Below are 15,757 nucleotides of genomic sequence, written 5' to 3' on the forward strand. Positions count from 1 at the left end.
GGAAGCTCTGGCTCGGCCCCCTCGCCCCGCGCTTTCCCCCGGATCAAGCGGCGAAATCGCGCAGGACCTGACCGGCGCGAGGCGCATCCGCGCGCAGGCCGTGTGCATCCGCGATGAGCTGTCCGTTGACCCACACGCCGTGCACGCCCAACGCGGGCGTATCGATACGCGATGCGCCTGCCGGCAAGTCGTACACGCGGCGCGACGGGCCGCGACCGACCGTTGCCGGATCAAAGAGCAGCAGGTCCGCCCAGTTCCCCGGTGCGATGCTGCCCCGGCCCCTGAGACCGAACAGTTGCGCGGGCTCCAGGGTCAGTTTCTTCACGGCGCGTTCGATCGGCATGGCCTTGCGCTCGCGCACCCAGTGCCCGAGCAGGTGCAGGCCGAATCCGGCATCGCACAGGAATGTGAGATGCGCGCCGGCATCGGACAACGAGACGATGGCGTTCTCGTCGTTGAGCATGCGGCCTACCGCGTCCTCATCGGAATTGAGGAGCGTGGCAGTAAACAGCGTATCCAGATCCTCCGAAAGAGCCAGATCGAGCATGAAGTCCACCGGATGCACGTCTTCTTGCCTGGCCAATGCCTGAATCGACCGACCTTCGAAACGGCCGTGGGCCGGATCCGCGACCCGGGCCACAAAGGCCTTGTCCCATTCGCCCGTGAACATGCGGCGCGAGCGCTTGGCCAGCTCGTCCTTGAGGCGTTGCCGGAACGACGGATCCGCGAGCGTCGTCTTGACCCGTGGCTCGTCCATCTTCATCAGCGGCTGCCACGCGGCAAGTCCTTCGAACACGTAGGGTTCGTGCAGGGTGAATTCGAAGTTGAGCGGACACACCGAAACCGCGCCGTACAGGCGGCGCCCGCGGGCACGCGCCTCGGCGATCTGCTGCAGATCCTCGAAGGTCGCCTCAGGCGTAAGATTCGAGTGCAACAGGGCCGCGACCAGATAGGGCCGGTCGGCCAGCCCAGCCAGCGATTCGATCCAGCCGATGGGCGTATCGGACGCCTTGGTCATCATCAGCAAACCCTTGCCGATTTCACGCAGTGCGCCCGATAACCGCTCCAGCTCCTGCTCTGCGGCGAGCCGGGACGGCATCGGTATTCCCGCCTCGCCGTTGTGCTGATACGAACGCGTGGTCGAGAAACCGCAGGCGCCTGCTTCCATGGCCTCGAGCACGATGGCACGCATGCGGGCGATTTCCTCGGCAGTCGCGGCACGTCTGGGCGCCTCTTCGCGCATGACGAACGTGCGCACCCCCGAGTGCCCGACGAACACCGCCACGTTCGGCCCCACACCCTTTCGCTCGAGCATTTCGAGATACTCCGGAAAGGACTCGAAACCCCAGTCGATCCCGGCGCGCAGGGCCTCGAGCGACATACCCTCGACGTGCGTCAGGTTGCGCATCGTAAGATCACGGTCTTGCGGGCGGCACGGCGCGATGGTGAAACCGCAGTTGCCCATGACCACCGTAGTCACTCCGAGGGCGGGGGAAGGGTTGGCGAACGCATCCCACGTAATTTGCGCGTCGTAGTGGGTATGCGTGTCGATGATGCCGGGCATGAGCGCCAAGCCTTTGGCGTCCAGCTTGCGTGCCGCGGGCGCGGTGACGTTGCCGACTGCCGCGATGCGACCGTCGAGCACGCCCACGGAGCCTGTTTTCGGCGCGTTTCCCGTGCCGTCGTAGATCACGGCATTGTCGATTTTCAGGTCCAGCATCCGTATCGTTCCCGGTCAAGAAGTCCCATGCGGCCTTCGGCCCGCCATGCCCGTCCCGGCGGGAGTCCGGCCTGTCACGTCTTTTGCCCGCGCTGGCGCGGATAGCGAATCTCCAGAACCTCGAGCGTGGTCGCTCCGGCCGGCCGGTTCCAGGTCACCGTGTCCCCGACGCGCGCACCGATGAGCGCCTTGGCCAGCGGGGAGCGCCAGCTCACCTTGCCGCGCGCGGCGTCCGCTTCGTCCTCGCCGACGATGGTGAAGCTATGCACTTTCCCGTCCTCGTCCTCGGTCCGCACCGTGGCGCCGAAATGCACTTCGTCCGCGGGCTCGTTTGCCACGTCGACCACGATGGCGCTGTCCACCCGCGCCTGGTAATAGCGCAGATCGCGCTCCAGCTCGGCCAGACGCGGCTTGTCGAAGTCCGCCGCGGCCTGCTTGAGCCGCGCATGCTCCGCCGCCAGCTGTTCGACCTTCGCGCGCAGCATCGCCAGCCCCTCGGGGGTGACGTAGTTCGGCTCGTTGCCGAGCGGGCGTTCCGGCAGCTCCGTGCTCGCCAGGTCTTCGCTGTCTTCCTTGATGAAGGCGCGGCTCATGTTCGGTCCTTACTTCGGGTCTGGAATCGGGTCCGGCAAGTCGTGCGGTCGGGCCGGGTCGAGATCGGGGGAACGCGGCGCAGCGAGGCTGCGATCACCCGAGTTCATGTTACCAAGAATCGACGGTGCCGACGCGCTGCGCTGCACGCAGCCCACCGCGACGCGCGGTCGGCAGGTGTCCGGCTTGCGCGGCGCTGTTCGCGGCACACGGCGGCCAACGCACGCCCCTTCCGATGCGTTACGCGAGCGCGCTCGTTCGTCAAGGCCCCTGTGGTTCCGTCATTCTTTGCAATAAACCCGTGTTCTCACGAGCGGTCAAACCCGGTCGGCCTTTCGACGCGGGGCGCGATAATGTCGCTTGGCCGATTTTGCCCGTAACATGCGCCGCCAAGGGCCGATGTTCCGTCATATACCCCTGCCAAGCGAAAGGAGTCATTCGGGATGCACGCCACGCTGCCGCGACTGAACGAGTTCCGCTTCCCCGCCATCCATCGCCGCCGCGTACGGACACTGCAGGCCAATCTGGGCTACAAGTGCAATCAGGCCTGCCTGCACTGTCACGTCAATGCCGGGCCGGGGCGCACCGAGCTGATGTCGCGCGAAATCGCCGAAACCGTCATCGAGTATTTGCGCACGGCGCGCATCGAGACGCTCGATCTCACCGGTGGAGCCCCGGAACTGAACCCCAACTTCCGGTTTCTGGTGAGTGCCGCCACAGAGCTGGGACTGCACGTCATCGATCGATGCAACCTGACGGTTCTTGAACAAGCGGACCAGGAGGACCTGCCCGAATTCCTGGCGCGCTACCGAGTCGAAATCGTGGCTTCGCTGCCGTGCTACCTGGAGGAGAATGTCGACCGGCAACGGGGCAGCGGCGTGTTCGACAAGAGCATCCGCGCGCTGCGGCGGCTCAACGCCCTGGGATACGGCCGGCAGGGCTCCGGCCTGACGCTGAACTTGGTCTACAACCCGCAGGGGCCTTCGCTGCCGCCGCCTCAGGCCCGGCTCGAGCAGGACTACCGCCGCCATCTCGGCGTCAGATACGGCATCGAGTTCAACCAGCTCTTCACCCTGGCGAACATGCCGATCCAGCGCTTCGGCAGCATGCTGGTCTCCAGGGGCCAGTTCGGCGCGTACATGCAGTTGCTGAAGGACGCCTACCGAGAGGAAAACCTCGACAATTTGATGTGCCGCAGCCTGATCTCGGTCGACTGGCTAGGCTATCTTTACGACTGCGACTTCAACCAGATGCTGGGACTGCCGCTGCAACTGGGCAACCGCGCGCGCGTGCACCTGCGCGACCTGATCGGTCGGGATCTGGACGGCCACTCGATCACGGTGCGCGATCACTGTTTCGGCTGCACCGCGGGGCAAGGATCGTCGTGCGGCGGCGCGCTGCGAGACGACTGAGTCTTTGGGGCACACCGCTGGCAGGCCGGCAACGGGCGAGGACACCGGCGGCACCGGAACCCGGCCTGAGCGCGGCGCGCACTTCGCTTTGCCGGGCCCGTGGCGCGCGAACCCAGGCTGACCGCGGGAGGGTCTGCCCATGAGCAGGAGGAAATGGCTGGTACTTGCGCTCGTCGCTCTCCTTGCAGCGGCTTTCCTGGCGTTACCGGTGGAGCGCTACCTCAGCCTGGAATACCTGAAATCGCAGCATGCTGCCCTGACCGCGCATTTCGATGAGCGCCCGCTCAGCACCGCGGCCGCCTTCTTTCTGATCTACGTCGCCGTAACCGGCCTGTCGCTGCCCGGCGCGGCCATTTTGACGCTTGCCGCCGGCGCGGTGTTCGGCCTGCTGTGGGGCACGCTGATCGTGTCGTTTGCCTCCAGCCTGGGGGCCACGGTAGCCTTCCTGGTGTCGCGCTTCCTGCTGCGCGAAACGGTGCAAAGGCGCCTGGGGGAGAAGCTGCGCGCGATCAACGCCGGCATCGAAAAGGATGGCTCCTTCTACCTCTTCACCCTGCGCCTGGTGCCGGCTTTCCCGTTCTTCGCGATCAACCTCGTCATGGGGTTGACGCCGATGCGCACCTGGACTTTCTACTGGGTGAGTCAGCTCGGGATGCTGGCCGGCACCATCGTCTACGTCAACGCCGGCACCCAGATCGCCGGGATTCATTCGCTGGCCGGCATTCTCTCGCCGGGACTGCTCGCCTCTTTCACGCTGCTGGGCGTCTTCCCGCTCATCGCCCGCAAGTTCGTCAGCGCGATCAAGGCCCGACGGGTCTATGCGCGCTGGAGCAGGCCGCGCCGTTTCGACCGCAACCTGGTGGTCATCGGGGCCGGCTCCGCGGGCTTGGTGGCCGCCTATATCGCGGCAGCCGTGAGGGCGAAAGTCACGCTGATCGAGAAACATCGCATGGGCGGGGATTGCCTCAATACCGGCTGCGTTCCTTCGAAGGCTCTACTGCGTTCGGCGAAATTCCTGTCGCACGTGCGCCGGGCGCAAGAGTTCGGCATCCGGCGCGCCAGCGCCGACTTCGACTTCGCCGACATCATGCAGCGCGTGCAACGCGTGATCGCTGAGGTCGCGCCGCACGACTCGGTGGAGCGCTATGCGGGGCTGGGCGTCGAATGCCTGCTCGGCGAAGCCAGGATCGTGTCGCCTTGGGAAGTCGAAGTGCGCACCACCGCGGGCATTCAGCGGCTGACCACGCGCTCCATCGTGATCGCCGCCGGAGGGCGGCCGTTCATACCGCCCATACCCGGCATCGAACGGACCGGCTACCTCACCTCGGACACCGTCTGGAACCTGCGTACGCTGCCACGAAGGATGCTCGTGCTGGGTGGCGGCCCGATCGGTTGCGAGCTGGCGCAGGCCTTTGCCCGCTTCGGCGCGCGCGTCACTCTGGTCGAAATGCTGCCGCGGCTGCTGATGCGCGAAGACCCGGACGTTTCCGCCCTGGTGATGAAGCGCTTCCTCGAGGAAGGCATCGACGTGCGTGTCAACCACAAGGGCAGGCAGTTCCTGGTCGAGGGCGACAGCAAGATCGTCGTGTGCGAGCACGACGGGCGGGAGGTGCGCATCGAGTTCGATGAACTGCTGGTGGCGGTCGGACGCGTCGCCAACACGGAAGGCTACGGCCTGGAGGAACTGGGCATCGGGCTGACCCGAAGCCGGACGATGGAAACCAACGAGTTCCTGCAGACGATCTACCCGAACATCCTTGCCTGTGGCGACGTGGCCGGCCCGTTCCAGTTCACGCACACGGCTTCGCACCAGGCCTGGTACGCCACGGTCAATGCGCTGTTCGGTCGCATTCGCAAGTTCCGCGTGGACTACTCCGTTATTCCATGGGCCACGTTCACGGAGCCCGAGGTTGCCCGAGTCGGTCTCAACGAGGTCGACGCCAAGGAAAAGGGTATTGCCTACGAACTGACCGCCTACCGCATCGACGACCTGGACCGTGCGATCGCGGATTCCGAAGCGCATGGCGTGGTAAAGGTGCTTACCGTGCCCGGCAAGGACCGCATCCTCGGGGTCACCATCGTGGCAGACCATGCCGCCGATCTGATCGCCGAGTTCGTCAGCGCAATGCGTCATGGCATCGGACTGAACAAGATTCTGGGCACGATTCACATCTATCCGACCCTGGCCGAAGCGAACAAGTACGCGGCGGGTGCATGGAAACGCGCGCACGCGCCGCAGAAAGTGTTGCGCCTGCTGGAGCGCTATCACGCGTGGATGCGCGGCTGAGCCTGCCTGATTCGCGGTGCGGGAAGAAGATCGCCAGGCGGGCTTGGAGGCGCCGCCATTGTACTGAATGACGAAGCGCGAGACGTGCGACGAAACGGCAAGAAGCGAGAGGAAGGCGGTCCGCGCCTTTCGATCATCGTCCCGACGCTGAACGAAGCGGCCGGTATCGTCGCGTCCTTGCAGGCGCTCGTGGCGCTCCGCGCGCGAGCAGTCGAGGTCATCGTCGCCGATGGCGGAAGCAAGGACGGCACCACCGAACTGTGCCGCCCTTACTGCGACCGGGTCGTCACCTGCGGGCGCGGGCGCGGTCGTCAGATGAACGCCGGCGCGCGCGAAGCGCGGGGCGAGGTCTTGCTGTTCCTGCACGCCGATGTCCAGTTGCCTCCCGACGCGGACCGTCTGATCCTGCGAGCCGTGGGAGCCGGCAGCCGGGTCTGGGGACGATTCGATGTCGAGCTGTCCGGTGCCCACCGGCTGTTCCGGTTGATCGCCTTCATGATGAACCTGCGCTCACGCCTGACCGGAGTGGCCACCGGCGACCAGGCGATGTTCGTCACTCGCAGCGCATTCGAATCGGTGGGCGGATTTCCCGAGATCGCGCTCATGGAGGACGTCGAAATGAGCGTCCGGTTGAAGCGACTGAGCCGTCCCCTTCGCCTGTCGGCGCGGGTGCGCGTGTCTTCGCGTCGCTGGGAGCGCCACGGAATCCTGCGCACCACGCTCCTCATGTGGCGACTGCGCCTGTGCCATTTCTTCGGTGCGGACCCAGACCGCCTGGCGCGTTTGTACTCCGGTGGATCTTAGGATTCAGGTGTTCGCCAAGGCGCCGATTCCCGGCCGGGTCAAGACCCGGCTGGCTGTCCGTCTCGGCAGGCGCGGTGCGGCGCAGCTCCAATCGTGGTTGATCGAATGCGCCCTGCGGACGGCGGCCGCGGCCGGAATCGGCACCTTGGAATTGTGGTGCACACCGAACTGCGAACATCCCTTTCTGCGCGATTGCGCGCGGCGTTACGCAGCGAAGCTGATCGAGCAAGGGTCCGGAGACCTCGGCAGCCGCATGCACCGCGCCTTGAAGGCGGCGATCGATGGTGGCGGAGCCGGTGTGCTGATCGGTTCAGACTGCCCGTCCCTCATGCCCGCCGATCTGCTCGCCGCGGCCGGCGCGCTCGAAGCGGGTTGCGACGTAGTGCTTTCGCCCGCGGAAGACGGCGGCTATGTGCTCGTCGCCGCGAGACGCGCGCCCCCAGCGCTGTTCGATGGCATCCAGTGGGGGGGACCGGCGGTGATGGCGCAAACGCGCGAACGGCTGCTTCGCCTCGGCCTGCGCTGGCGCGAGTTGGCGCCCCGCTGGGACGTCGACCGGCCGGAAGACTACGACCGGCTGCTGCGAGAAGGCTGGTTGCCCGACGCGGAGGTTGGAAGTTGAAGGCGCGCGGCGTTGCCCGCGGCAAGGCGTGGCAGGCGCCGGCCCCGAGCGCCCGGCGATGAAGCGCCTGCTCCTCATCGGCGGTGGACACAGCCACATCGAGGTATTGCGGCGCCTCGCCCTGCGTCCCGAAACCGCGGCCGAGACGGTATTGATCAGCACTCATTCCACCACCGTGTACTCGGGAATGCTGCCGGGCGCCATTTCCGGTCACTACCGGCTGGACGAGTGCCGGGTCGACCTCGCGAGGCTGGCGCGCCGGGCCGGAGCGCACTTCATCGAGGCGCGAGTCAATGGCTTGCACCTCGACGCCAAGCTGGCGTTCTGTGCCGACGGCCGCAGCCTCGCATACGACGTCGCCTCGATCGACATCGGTTCGCGCCCCGCCACGCTGGGCGTGCCCGGTGCCTCGCACAATGCGCTGGGCATCAAGCCGATCGAAACCTTCATGCAGCGCTGGGAGGACATCGTCGCGCATGCACGGGATCTGCCGATTGGCTATCGCCTGCTGGTCGTGGGTGCGGGGGCGGCAGGAGTCGAAGTGCTGCTGGCCATGCAGCATCGTCTGATCCGGGCCGGCGCGCGCGATCCGCGCTTCGGTCTGGCTACGGACAGTGCGCAGATTCTCCCTGCCCATGCGCCGCGCGCACAGCGCATCTTCACGCGCCTGTTGCGGGAACGTCAAGTCGACACCTATTGCGGAGAGCGGGTGGTTCGTGTGATGCCGCGAGCGGTCTTGCTCGCCGACGGAAAGGAAATTCCGGCCGACCTGATCGTCTGGGCGGCGGGAGCGGCTGCGCCCCTGTGGCCCGGCGCGTGCGGGCTGGCGACCACTGCGCATGGATTCGTTCTGGTCAACTCATACCTGCAGTCGGTCAACCGGCCCGAAATCTTCGCCGCCGGGGACGTCGCGGAACTCCGTGGCAACCCGCGCCCCAAAGCCGGCGTGTACGCAGTGCGGCAAGGTCCCGCGCTCGCCGCAAATCTGCGCCGCGCGCTGAACGGTGCGCCGCTCGTGGTCTTTCATCCACAGCGCCGGGCGCTCGCGCTGATCAGCACCGGTGATCGCCACGCAGTCGCCTCGCGCGGCTGTCTGGCCGTCGAGGGCGCCGCATTGTGGCGCTGCAAGGACTGGATCGATCGGCGCTTCGTAGGCCGCTACGCGTAATGCCGGGGCCAAGCCCCGGCGCACCGTGACGGCTACAGTCCGAGCAGATTGAGCGGCGATCCACCGGACCCGGTTGCGGTCGTGCCTCCGAGAGCACCGGTCGATCCACCGAGCCACTCCGTCGCCGTGTCCAGCACGCTGCCGGTCGTTGCGCCCAGTGCATCAACCGTCCCGCCGAGAACGCCACCCGCGGTGGCGGTCAGGTCCTGCACCGGCCCATCCAGCGCGGTGCCGCCCAGCAACTGGCCGGATAAGTCCTGGACGGTGCCGGTCAGCGCGTCGGTTGCAGTGCCGAGCGTTCCAAATAGTGCCTCATGGGTCGCGCCCAGCAATCCGCCGGTGCCGTCCACGAGATCCGGGGAAATCGGCGACAAGGCGGAAAGCCCCAGCGGACTGATTGGCGAAGTAGGCGGCGGGGGCGACAGCAGGGTTTGGTTGGCAGCCAGCGTAGGCCTGGTTTTCCAATCGACAACCAGGTAGCTTTGGCCGGCCGAAACCGGCAGGCAGCCGCCACCGTTGCACACCTCGATCTCGCCCTCGGCGACCGTACCGGCCAAGGACCCGTTCAATTGCATCGTGTATTCGGTCCCGCGGATGCCGATCGTGGCCACGACGGTGGTCATGAGGTAGGCCTTGCGATTGACCTTGGCGATGCGGCCGGTGATCGTGCGCAATGCCCCCTTGAGCAGCGTGAAGAAGCTGCGTTCGGTTCCGTCAGCGACACTGTCCCATCTGTATTCGTCGATGCGAAACACGGTGCGCTCGTACAACGACACATAGCCGCCGTCGGTAAAGCGAAGCTGGGCGCGACCTTCGTTCGTGTTGATCGTGTCTCCGGCCTCAACTGTCATGCCCTTGCCCAGCGGGCGAATCGAACCATCGGCCGATTCCGCGCTCACCATGCCCATCGCGAATTCCACGCGCGCGGCAGGCGCAGCCATCGCCTGCAGCGAACAAAGCAGCAGAGCCGCGATCAGCGGCCGGTACAAGAGAAAAGCGCGCTTGACGTTCGGCTCCACGGAGGTTTCCTCAATGGTTCCAGCGATCGAAAAAGGTGCGCTCGGGTCCCAGACGAGGCCTTCTCGGACCCCGACCTCCCTTGCTGTGAGACAGCCGAGCGCACCCCGATCACGGCAAGCCGCGTACCACACGCGGCTGACGAAACCCGCTACAAGGGAAAAACGCCGAGGACAGCGAGGGTTTCACGCAACCCGGCCCGCGTTGCCGAAAGATCGACAGCGCCGGCTGTCGGCGTGCCGACGCGGCGCACTGCCGTCCGTAGTCAGAAGGCGACACTCGCATTTGTCGCGGGCTTCAGACCGGTTCAAGGGCTTCGCGAGCAACGCGAACCCAGGAGTCGGGGCAACCGATATCCCGGCCGGTCAGTCGTCGGAGCCGACCACGAGGGTGGGCCACACGACGTAGCCGAGAAGATCGTCGGGCTCGATCAGCACGACCGCCTTCTGCCGCAATTCCCGCGACGATGGGGTGGCGCCACGCCGCAGATAACGCTGCACGACCTCGATCGGATTGCCGCCCGGCTCCCCGGCCAGGGAGCGGCCGGTCAGACTGATGCGCCGCCCTTCGTAGGCTGGCGAAGCGGGATCGCGGCCGAATTTGGATCGGCCCAAGTCCCGGTGGGTGACCAGGTGATAGGGGAAAGGCGCTTCAGGGTGCTCGGCGTAGAACGTCCACACTTCGAAGTCCTTGACTCCGGAAGTGCCGTTGATGAAATGCAGGGCAGCACCCCCGCAAAGCGCGGCACAGAGCACGCGCCTGCGATACAGCAATGCCCATTCGGGGTGGCGTGCGAAGAGATCCGCGCGCTCCTCCCGGGCGATGCGCGCGAGCTTCCTGAGATCGACCCTCGTGATCGGGGCGAAGGAACGGTCCGGTACCACGCCGGCGTTCGGCTCGCCGACTAACCCATCGTGTTCGGCACCCACTGCGTGCACCACCCGTTCGGGCTCACCGCACCGTCGAGGATGACGCACACGCCATCGCCCTGGTAGAGCACGCACTTGGCGCAGTTCCGCCCCAGGTATGGCTCGTTCTGGTAGCGCACCTCCTCGCGCGTGCGCTTGCGCAGTCCTGGCAGCGGCTTGGTCTGCGCCCGCGCCCGGCCCGCAATGCCGCCTGCGCACGCCGCGGCGACCAAGAGAAAGCGCCGCCGCGAAAAGCCTTGTTCTCCGTGCCCGTTCATCCAGTTCTCCCTCCGGTCCGATATCGCTGCACGGATTATAGTTGCCCGCAGCGGGAGACCGCCTCCGGAACCGAGGAGCCGGCGATCGTCGACCGGCAGCATGCGCGACGATCAGAGAGCGTAACGCTTTAGCGTGTCGCGCCGTATCTCGATCCCCAGCCCCGGCGCGGACGGGATATCCACCCATCCCTCGGACAGCTCCGTCGGCCGGGATGTGAGTTCTCGACGGAACGGGTGCGCTGAGCGGTCGTATTCGAGGATCGGTTCGCGCGCGAACAGGGAATGATGGACGACCGGCAATGCGGCGATCAATTGCAGGGAAGCCGCTTGCGCCACGGCAGAACCCCAGACATGAGGGTTGACTTCAATGCCGTAGGCCTGGGCCAGTGCAACGATGTGCCTGCACGCCGTGAACCCGCCGCAGGAGCCGATATCGGGTTGGACGATATCCACCGCCCGGGCACCGAGCAGCTCGCGAAACCCGTACAGGCTGTGCTCGTTCTCGCCCCCGGCGATCGGAACCCGAAGCTTGGCGCGCAGTTCGCAATAACCGGCGATGTCTTCGGGGACGACCGGCTCTTCGTACCATCGCAGAGCGTAGTCTTCCAGCGCGTAACCCAGGCGCAAGGCCTCGGCCCTGCCGTAGGCGTGATTCGTGTCCACCATCAGCGTCACGGCGCTGCTGCCCAAGGCAGCGCGAATTTCACGCATCACGGCGATGTCGTCGTCCACCCCGTAACCGAGCTTGACCTTCATCGCCCGAAATCCGGCGCTGAAATGCATCGCCGCTTCCTCTGCGAGCCGCGCACCCTCGCCCTGACCCTTCTTGCGATAGAACCCCGTTGCGTAGGGCTGGACCCGATGGCGAAACGCGCCGCCCAGCAGACTGTAAATGGGCACCTCGTGGTACTGGCCCGCGATGTCCCAGAAAGCGATGTCCAGCGCGCTGATGGCCGCCAGCACCGATCCCTTGCGTCCGTAATCACGCGTCGCGTGGTACATGCGGTGCCACAAGACCTCCGTGTCCCGGGGATCTGCGCCCAGGACCAGAGGCTTGAGGGCCCTGTCTATCGTGGCCGCCGCGATTTCGGGTGGCTCCAGGCCCTGCGCAAAGGCTTCACCCCAGCCGATGATGCCCGCGTCGGTGGACACCTCCACGAGCGTGGCCGAACGATGCGTGACCCAACCCTGGGAAAAGGCGAACGGCTCGCTTAACGGGCTCCTCAAGACGTGAACCTGGATATCCGTGATTCTCATCGCCGGACTGTGGTATCAAGATAAGAAGACAGCGGCCGAATCATACCGAGGGGCGGGACCTCGGTCGCCTTTTCGGAGGCAGGTTAGCGCACGGAGGAGGAGCCATGTACCGGAAGATCCTGATCCCGACCGACGGGTCGGAATTGTGTCGCACTGCGGCAGTCAAGGGAATCGAGCTGGCTCGCGGACTCGGGGCCCAGGTCGTCGCCTTTCACGCGATCCCTGCGACCTCGTACATGCTCTATACGGAGTCCGGGCCCAGCGATCTGATGGTCGAGCAATTCGAGAAAGAGGCGCGCGCGCGGGGCGAGCGCCTGACCAAGGAAGTCGCCGATCTTGCCGCCGCCCAAGGAGTGCCCTGCGAGACCCTGTGCCTGGTGAACGATCATCCGTGGGAGGGCATTATCGAAGCCGCCAATACGAGAGGCTGCGACCTGATCTTCATGGCATCTCACGGCCGGCGCGGCCTCTCGGCGCTGTTGCTCGGCAGCGAGACGATGAAGGTGCTGACCCATACCAAGGTCCCGGTGCTGGTCTATCGCTGAACCCGCATCGGGCAGACGGGGTCTCGGGCAGGCGGCCGGCTCGCCAAAGCCCCGCGCAACCGTTCTGCCAAAAAGCGAAGAGCACGCGGCCCAGAAGCGGCCGAGTGCTCCCGATGTTCATGACCATGGTGCTGCTGCCCCGAATCGAACGGGGGACCTACTGATTACGAATCAGTTGCTCTACCGGCTGAGCTACAGCAGCCCGAAGGCGGCGGATTATACGCGCTGGCGTCGCGGCCTCGCAATCGCCGGCGCCCGATCCGGATTGGGACCACTGGCACTGCGCTCGTCTTCGCGCGATCCTGCAGCCAGGTTCTCTTCGTCGCCTCGCGGCGCGCGACAACGTACCGATCGGCTTGCGTGCGCACGCCCGGATGACGCGGCATACGAGGCGTCGGCGCGCATTTCGTCACTCGCGCCACGCAGCAAGAACACACACCCGACAGCGCACTTCGATGCGGTGCCAAATGACAGCCCACGTCAGCGGAAAACACAATCAAATCCGCGATCGGGCATGGCGTGACGCAGTTCGGCAGAAGCACAGACGCATCTGGGCAGTCGGAATGGATATTGCACCTCGAAAGCCTGATCACAACGCGCGCCTGCTTGTGAACAGCTTGTCTTCAGCGAGGGAGATTTTCCATGACTGCCCCATTCAAGACGCAACTCAAGGCCCCCCTTCTGGGTGCCGCGATCGCCTCTTTGCTCAGCGCGAGTGCCGCGGCGATCGCACAATCCGAAGTCGAGCCAAACGACACCAAGGACCAGGCTCAAGTGCTTGTCATTCCGTCCAGCAGCGTCAGCGTGACCGGAATGATCGGCAGCAGTTCGGGTGGCATGACCACCGATTTCGATTTGTATGCGTTCAACGCCAAGAACGGCGACGTTCCGGTCATCACCATCGTATCGGACGCAGCGTGGGACACCTATTTGGTGCTCTACAGCGCTACCGGCGAGAAACTGGTCGAGAACGATGACGCGGTCACGATGAATCCCGGCAGCAGCTCGCCCTTCGATTCTCGCATCGAGAGCTTCAGAATCGATGCCGATGGGACCTATTACGTGGGGGTCACGCCCGTGCCTCGCTATCCGGGCCCGAACTTTTCCATCATCAACACTTCGCCGACCAACGGTGGCGCGTACACGCTGACGATCGAGGGGGTCACGCCGACGGAACCGTCGCCGGGGCCCGACCCGACACCGCAACCTCCTCCGCCGACCACGACGCCGGGCGGAGATGCGCGAGTGGTCACCATCAAGGTCAGACACCGGCACTGGGACGACGACGAGCCTGAGAACCGCGTCTATCGCAGAATCATCCCGGTGGCGGTTCTGTCGGCGCACGACTTCAACGCCTTCTCGAAGATCGACCGCCACAGCCTGACATTCGGCGCGACCGGCACCGAAGACAGTCTGGCGCGTTGCCGCAAGCGCCCCAAGGACGTCAACCATGATGGCCTTCCCGACCTGGTGTGTTTCTTCAAGACCGAGCAAACCGGATTCGGCGTGGGTGACGCCCAGGGCTTCCTCAACGGCGCCACCAAGGACGGCGAGAAAATCACCGGCTCGGCTTCGCTCAAGGTCTATCAACTGCCGAAGAAGAAGCACGAAGGCTGGCATAAGCGCCATAAAGTCGATCCCTACACCGGCAAGCCGCGGTGGCGATAGACCAAACCGCGCGAGGCAGTCCGAAGTGGACTGAGAAGCGCAGTCCGACAGCAAGCACCGCAGTCCCCGCCAATGGCGGGGACTTTTTTTGCATCGCCCGCGCGCTAACGATTCCGGAATGCCGGCTTGCGCTTCTCCACGAAAGCCGCCATGCCTTCCTTCTGATCCTCTGTCGCGAAAGCGGAATGGAACAACCGGCGCTCGAAGCGCACGCCTTCGGAGAGCGTGGTTTCGAACGCCCGGTTCACCGCCTCCTTGGCCATCATGACGATCGGGAGCGAAAGTTCACAGATCTTCTCGGCCGCCTTCATCGCCTCGTTCATCAGTTCCGAGAGCGGAACGACCCGCGACACCAGCCCGCAGCGCTCCGCCTCCTGCGCATCCATCATCCGCGCCTGGCCGAGCAAGACCATCTCCATGGCCTTCGATTTGCCCACGAAACGCGGCAATCGCTGCGTGCCGCCCGCGCCGGGCAGAATTCCCAGATTGATCTCCGGCTGGCCGAACCTCGCATTGTCCGCGGCCAGAATGAAATCGCACATCATGGCCAGCTCGCAGCCACCGCCAAGTGCGTAGCCCGCGACCGCCGCGATCACCGGCTTTCGGCAGCGCGTGACGCGCTCCCATTCGGCGGTGATGAAGTCGGACTTGTAGACGTCCATGTAGGACTTGTCCTTCATCGCCTTGATGTCGGCACCCGCGGCGAACGCTTTTTCGTTGCCGGTAATGATGATGCAGCCGATATTCTCGTCTGCCTCCAACGAGTCCAGCGCGTGGCCGAGCTCGTTCATCAACTCGGGCGACAAGGCATTGAGCGCTTTCGGGCGGTTCAGCGTGATGACGCCCACGCGCCCGCGTGTTTGCACGATGATGTGTTCGTACGGCATTGGACAAGTCCTCGCTCAGGATGGTCGATCGGCTCGAAAGTTTCTGCGCGACATCGAGAATACCGGTGATGCCCGGCACTACACCCGGATCGACGCAATCCCGGGGTGCGCCCGTCGAGGCCGGCGCCGCGTCGGCACGCCCTGCCGGCGAGCAGGAATGCGTCAGGCGCTGGTGCGCGCGGGCCGCACTCGGATGATCACGTCCATGCCCTCGGCGACCATTCCTTCCGGCACGGCCGGCAACCCGGAGATTCGAACCTCGGACGCGGCAACGTCGGTCAATCGGCCCGACTCGACGTCGTAGATATGGTAGTGCGGTTCGGTGTTGGGATCGTAGAACACGCGGTTCGGATCCACGATCACTTCCCGGATCAACCCTCTGTCGACGAACAGGTTGAGCGTGTTGTAGACCGTTGCCTTCGAAGTTTCCGAGTGCCGCTCGTTCACGATGGCCATGATCTGATCGGCAGACAGATGCTCTTGGCGCGAGAACAGCGCGTACGCGATCTCGATGCGCTGATGCGTCGGGTTGATTCCGTGAGCACGCAGCGTGTCGGCGAGGTTGTCTCGGGTGTACGCAGTGCCTTGCATGG

Annotated in this window: 15 protein-coding genes and 1 tRNA gene; 7 read left to right on the forward strand and 9 right to left on the reverse strand. The window is 65.3% G+C overall.

Translation table 11 applies throughout. The features are described from left to right. Positions 1-43: 43 nt before the first annotated feature. The gene (locus VNM24_16990; protein ID HWQ40278.1) at positions 44-1,720 is read right to left on the reverse strand and encodes an amidohydrolase family protein; all 1,677 of its coding nucleotides are present in this window, start codon (positions 1,718-1,720) and stop codon (positions 44-46) included. Between the two features lie 74 nt (positions 1,721-1,794). Beyond that, the gene (locus tag VNM24_16995) at positions 1,795-2,313 is read right to left on the reverse strand and encodes a GreA/GreB family elongation factor (protein HWQ40279.1); all 519 of its coding nucleotides are present in this window, start codon (positions 2,311-2,313) and stop codon (positions 1,795-1,797) included. Positions 2,314-2,754: 441 nt separating this feature from the next. Between VNM24_16995 and arsS the strand changes: the two genes are divergently transcribed. The 5 genes from arsS (at position 2,755) to VNM24_17020 (ending at position 8,604) form a co-directional block, all read left to right on the forward strand. After that, on the forward strand, positions 2,755-3,723 hold the full coding sequence (arsS, locus tag VNM24_17000; protein ID HWQ40280.1) for an arsenosugar biosynthesis radical SAM (seleno)protein ArsS: 969 nt from the start codon (positions 2,755-2,757) through the stop codon (positions 3,721-3,723). A gap of 139 nt (positions 3,724-3,862) precedes the next feature. Further along, positions 3,863-6,010, forward strand: a complete 2,148-nt coding sequence (locus VNM24_17005; GenBank protein HWQ40281.1) for an FAD-dependent oxidoreductase — start codon at positions 3,863-3,865, stop codon at positions 6,008-6,010. An 84-nt stretch (positions 6,011-6,094) separates the two neighbouring features. Further along, complete coding sequence (locus VNM24_17010) at positions 6,095-6,814, forward strand: TIGR04283 family arsenosugar biosynthesis glycosyltransferase (protein ID HWQ40282.1); 720 nt, start codon at positions 6,095-6,097, stop codon at positions 6,812-6,814. Then, on the forward strand, positions 6,804-7,436 hold the full coding sequence (locus VNM24_17015; protein ID HWQ40283.1) for a TIGR04282 family arsenosugar biosynthesis glycosyltransferase: 633 nt from the start codon (positions 6,804-6,806) through the stop codon (positions 7,434-7,436). The genes VNM24_17010 and VNM24_17015 overlap by 11 nt, the downstream gene beginning before the upstream one ends. A 58-nt stretch (positions 7,437-7,494) precedes the next feature. Continuing rightward, positions 7,495-8,604, forward strand: a complete 1,110-nt coding sequence (locus VNM24_17020) for an FAD-dependent oxidoreductase (GenBank protein ID HWQ40284.1) — start codon at positions 7,495-7,497, stop codon at positions 8,602-8,604. Between the two features lie 32 nt (positions 8,605-8,636). On the opposite strand, the gene VNM24_17025 is transcribed toward VNM24_17020, so the two are convergent. The 4 genes from VNM24_17025 to VNM24_17040 form a co-directional block, all read right to left on the reverse strand. Next, entirely contained in the window at positions 8,637-9,623 is a 987-nt protein-coding gene (locus tag VNM24_17025; protein ID HWQ40285.1) for a FecR family protein, read from the reverse strand. A 363-nt stretch (positions 9,624-9,986) separates the two neighbouring features. Continuing rightward, complete coding sequence (locus VNM24_17030; protein HWQ40286.1) at positions 9,987-10,505, reverse strand: hypothetical protein; 519 nt, start codon at positions 10,503-10,505, stop codon at positions 9,987-9,989. A 20-nt stretch (positions 10,506-10,525) separates the two neighbouring features. Further along, entirely contained in the window at positions 10,526-10,807 is a 282-nt protein-coding gene (locus VNM24_17035; GenBank protein HWQ40287.1) for a high-potential iron-sulfur protein, read from the reverse strand. A 111-nt stretch (positions 10,808-10,918) separates the two neighbouring features. Next, entirely contained in the window at positions 10,919-12,064 is a 1,146-nt protein-coding gene (locus VNM24_17040) for a mandelate racemase/muconate lactonizing enzyme family protein (protein HWQ40288.1), read from the reverse strand. Positions 12,065-12,168: 104 nt separating this feature from the next. Here VNM24_17040 and VNM24_17045 point away from each other — a divergent pair, with 104 nt between their 5' ends. Continuing rightward, complete coding sequence (locus tag VNM24_17045; GenBank protein ID HWQ40289.1) at positions 12,169-12,609, forward strand: universal stress protein; 441 nt, start codon at positions 12,169-12,171, stop codon at positions 12,607-12,609. A 126-nt stretch (positions 12,610-12,735) separates the two neighbouring features. On the opposite strand, the gene VNM24_17050 is transcribed toward VNM24_17045, so the two are convergent. Continuing rightward, positions 12,736-12,811: transfer RNA gene (locus VNM24_17050), tRNA-Thr, on the reverse strand. Positions 12,812-13,251: 440 nt separating this feature from the next. On the opposite strand from VNM24_17050, the gene VNM24_17055 reads away from it, so the two are divergent. Further along, the gene (locus tag VNM24_17055; GenBank protein HWQ40290.1) at positions 13,252-14,277 is read left to right on the forward strand and encodes a hypothetical protein; all 1,026 of its coding nucleotides are present in this window, start codon (positions 13,252-13,254) and stop codon (positions 14,275-14,277) included. Between the two features lie 104 nt (positions 14,278-14,381). Here VNM24_17055 and VNM24_17060 read toward each other — a convergent pair whose 3' ends face one another. Together VNM24_17060 and VNM24_17065 are read right to left on the reverse strand one after the other, a co-directional pair. Next, positions 14,382-15,164 carry an enoyl-CoA hydratase gene (locus VNM24_17060; GenBank protein HWQ40291.1) on the reverse strand — a complete coding sequence of 261 codons (783 nt, stop codon included), beginning with the start codon at positions 15,162-15,164 and terminating at the stop codon, positions 14,382-14,384. A 162-nt stretch (positions 15,165-15,326) separates the two neighbouring features. Next, positions 15,327-15,757, reverse strand: a 431-nt coding sequence (locus VNM24_17065; GenBank protein ID HWQ40292.1) for a transcriptional repressor, incomplete at its 5' end; no start/stop codon positions are given.

The sequence above is a fragment of the Burkholderiales bacterium genome (assembly GCA_035560005.1).
GTDB lineage: Bacteria > Pseudomonadota > Gammaproteobacteria > Burkholderiales > Eutrophovitaceae > DASRFY01.

Bases quoted from the DNA above. Each gene is read 5' to 3' on its own strand.
- arsS (HWQ40280.1), top strand. From the start codon at position 2,755: ATGCACGCCACGCTGCCGCGACTGAACGAGTTCCGCTTCCCCGCCATC.
- VNM24_17035 (HWQ40287.1), bottom strand. From the start codon at position 10,807: ATGAACGGGCACGGAGAACAAGGCTTTTCGCGGCGGCGCTTTCTCTTG.
- VNM24_17060 (HWQ40291.1), bottom strand. From the start codon at position 15,164: ATGCCGTACGAACACATCATCGTGCAAACACGCGGGCGCGTGGGCGTC.
- VNM24_17040 (HWQ40288.1), bottom strand. From the start codon at position 12,064: ATGAGAATCACGGATATCCAGGTTCACGTCTTGAGGAGCCCGTTAAGC.
- VNM24_17020 (HWQ40284.1), top strand. From the start codon at position 7,495: ATGAAGCGCCTGCTCCTCATCGGCGGTGGACACAGCCACATCGAGGTA.
- VNM24_16995 (HWQ40279.1), bottom strand. From the start codon at position 2,313: ATGAGCCGCGCCTTCATCAAGGAAGACAGCGAAGACCTGGCGAGCACG.
- VNM24_17045 (HWQ40289.1), top strand. From the start codon at position 12,169: ATGTACCGGAAGATCCTGATCCCGACCGACGGGTCGGAATTGTGTCGC.
- VNM24_16990 (HWQ40278.1), bottom strand. From the start codon at position 1,720: ATGCTGGACCTGAAAATCGACAATGCCGTGATCTACGACGGCACGGGA.
- VNM24_17005 (HWQ40281.1), top strand. From the start codon at position 3,863: ATGAGCAGGAGGAAATGGCTGGTACTTGCGCTCGTCGCTCTCCTTGCA.
- VNM24_17055 (HWQ40290.1), top strand. From the start codon at position 13,252: ATGACTGCCCCATTCAAGACGCAACTCAAGGCCCCCCTTCTGGGTGCC.